The 2,490-nt window shown below is 51.2% G+C and carries 3 protein-coding genes and 1 pseudogene; 1 reads left to right on the forward strand and 3 read right to left on the reverse strand.

The window, feature by feature from the left end; translation table 11 throughout:
* The 3 genes from Q0628_RS11635 to Q0628_RS11645 all read right to left on the reverse strand — a co-directional run.
* Positions 1–946: ATP-binding protein (locus Q0628_RS11635; protein WP_298771198.1), on the reverse strand; the 946-nt coding region annotated here is incomplete at its 3' end.
* 134 nt (positions 947–1,080) lie between these two features.
* Positions 1,081–1,704 carry an RdgB/HAM1 family non-canonical purine NTP pyrophosphatase gene (gene rdgB, locus Q0628_RS11640; RefSeq protein ID WP_298771200.1) on the reverse strand — a complete coding sequence of 208 codons (624 nt, stop codon included), beginning with the start codon at positions 1,702–1,704 and terminating at the stop codon, positions 1,081–1,083.
* A 7-nt stretch (positions 1,705–1,711) separates the two neighbouring features.
* Complete coding sequence (locus Q0628_RS11645; protein WP_298771202.1) at positions 1,712–1,903, reverse strand: TM2 domain-containing protein; 192 nt, start codon at positions 1,901–1,903, stop codon at positions 1,712–1,714.
* Between the two features lie 60 nt (positions 1,904–1,963).
* On the opposite strand from Q0628_RS11645, the pseudogene Q0628_RS11650 reads away from it, so the two are divergent.
* Positions 1,964–2,490: pseudogene (locus Q0628_RS11650) on the forward strand (hypothetical protein); the annotation flags it as partial.

The raw sequence follows: 2,490 nt of genomic DNA on the forward strand, positions 1-2,490 counted from the left end.
AGCCGAGCTTGGTCTTGGTCTGCGATTCGAAAACCGGTTCCTGGATGCGCACGGAGATGGCGCCGATAATGCAGTTGCGCACGTCGGCCGGGTCCAGGTCCTTCTTGAAATGGTCTCGGGCGCCCTTCACAATACCTTCGCGGAAGGCCTGCTGGTGCGTACCGCCCTGGGTGGTATGCTGGCCGTTCACAAAGCTGTAGTAGTGTTCGCCGTACTGGTTGCCGTGCGTAAAGGCGACTTCGATATCGTTTGCCTTAAAGTGGGCCACCGGGTAGCGGATAGAATCGTCCACGTGGTTCTGCAACAGGTCCAAGAGTCCGTTCGGGCTGTTGTAGGTTTTGCCGTTCATCACCAGCGAAAGTCCGTTGTTCAGGTAGGCGTAGTTCCATACCTTTTCTTCCATGTAGCCCGGCAAGAATCGGAAATTCTTGAAAATGCTGGCGTCCGGTTCGAAATAGATTTCGGTACCGTTCTTTTCGGTCGTATTCTTTTCGCGTTCTTCGCGGACAAGCTTGCCCTTGCTGAATTCGGCTTCCTTGACGCGACCGTCGCGGAAACTCCTGACGATGAACTTGGTCGAAAGCGCGTTCACCGCCTTGGTACCCACACCGTTCAAGCCCACGGACTTCTGGAAGGCTTCGGAGTCGTACTTACCGCCGGTGTTAATCTTCGATACGCAGTCGATGACCTTGCCCAGCGGAATGCCGCGGCCGTAGTCACGTACGCGGGCGCTGTGGTCTTCGATGTCAATAATAATCTGCTTGCCGGCACCCATCACGAATTCGTCGATGGAGTTGTCGATAATTTCTTTCACCAGCACGTAAATGCCGTCGTCGGGGCTGTTGCCGTCGCCGAGCTTGCCGATGTACATACCCGGACGTTCGCGGATATGTTCGTTCCATTCCAGTGTTCTAATGCTGTCTTCGGTATACTTTGCTGCTGCCATAGTAATTAGAAACTCTCGTTAAAATTTTAGTCGGTACAAAGATAAACATTTTTTTTGACAGCTGAGTGTCAAAATCGCTTCGAACACAATATAGCAAAAAAAATAAAAAGTGTTCAGATGAGCAGTTTGTAGTCCTATCCGAGGTCTTTCTTCATGGCCCGGATAGCGTTTCCGCGGTGACTGATGCCTTTCTTTTCGGATAGTTCCATCTGCGCAAAGGTGCGGTCGAAACCATCGGGAACGAATAGCGGGTCGTAGCCGAATCCCATGTCGCCGGCGGGAACATGGGTTATCTGTCCGCGGCATTCGCCTTCGTAAATCTTGGGCTTGCTTACTACGAAGTTTCCGGGGGCGTCCTGCGTGACGGTTTGATATGAAAGGGCGCAGAAATAGCGTGCGGATCGGTCTGTCACGTTTTGGAGCTTCTGCATCAGTTTGTCGTTGTTGGCTTGGTCATTGCCGTGGTAGCCGCAGTAACGCGCACTGTAGATTCCCGGTTCCCCGTTCAGAGCGAAAACCTCGAGTCCCGAGTCGTCGGCAAGTACGGTTGCCTCGATTTTTTTATCGGCGAGCCAATGTGCAACGGTGTTTGATTTGATGATGGCGTTCGCTTCGAAGGAATCCCCATCTTCGACGATGTCTTCCTCGAAACCGATATCCTTGAGTGTCTTGAATTCGTTGTTCTCGGTCCCTAAAATATGGGCAAAATCGCGAATCTTGCCGGGATTGCCGGTCGCAATGATAAATAGGCGTTTCATCTTGATGCTAGTATTTTACGGGTTTCATTACAATCAGGATGGCGTCAACGACTATTCCGACGCCGCAGAGTCCGCCCGTGCAGAGCCAAAGAATGCCTGTCCAGATCTTGCCTTCGTAAAATCGGTGCAGTCCAAGATACCCAAGTAAAATGCAGAGTGCGAGGGCGATCCATTTATTGTGTTCACCTTGTGCTGGCATAGTAACTCCTGTTTTTCCTTAATTTAGAAATTTTATGGTCAACTTTTATATATTGTTATCGTGAAAAGATTATTATCTGTATTGACGACTGTTTTCGGGCTTTGTGCCTGTGCTTCAAATAACAATATTCCCGTGACGGAAGGGGCGCCGCAGGCATCGTCTGCGGAATCTTCGTTGGAACGCCCGGCGGTACTTCCGCCGCAGCCTTCGACTCCGGTAACGGTTTTCGAAATGAGGATTGCATCTGCCGACAAGCAGATACGCGTCGTTGATAGGCCGACGCTAGCCGCTCTCGATTTTGCAGCTTATTTTAACAATCCCATCCGCTTGGCTGGCAAGGACGAAAAGCCCGAGAACTATGCTGGCAAAATGTCCAAGGTAAAGCTTGAAGAGTATCCGTTTCCGATGCTGGATTCGATTTCGGGCTATGAACCGCCGATTTTGGCGGGCCGTCAGCCAGTTGTCTGGGAACCCCTTTCTAAGATTCTCTATGCCCAGACGGGTAACGATTCCCTAGGCCATTTGCTTGGTGCCATTGAGGCCGTCAAGTGGGACGAACCTGAAGTGTTCCGTGCATTCCAGACAGT

The organism is uncultured Fibrobacter sp. (assembly GCF_937877005.1).
Taxonomy (GTDB): domain Bacteria; phylum Fibrobacterota; class Fibrobacteria; order Fibrobacterales; family Fibrobacteraceae; genus Fibrobacter.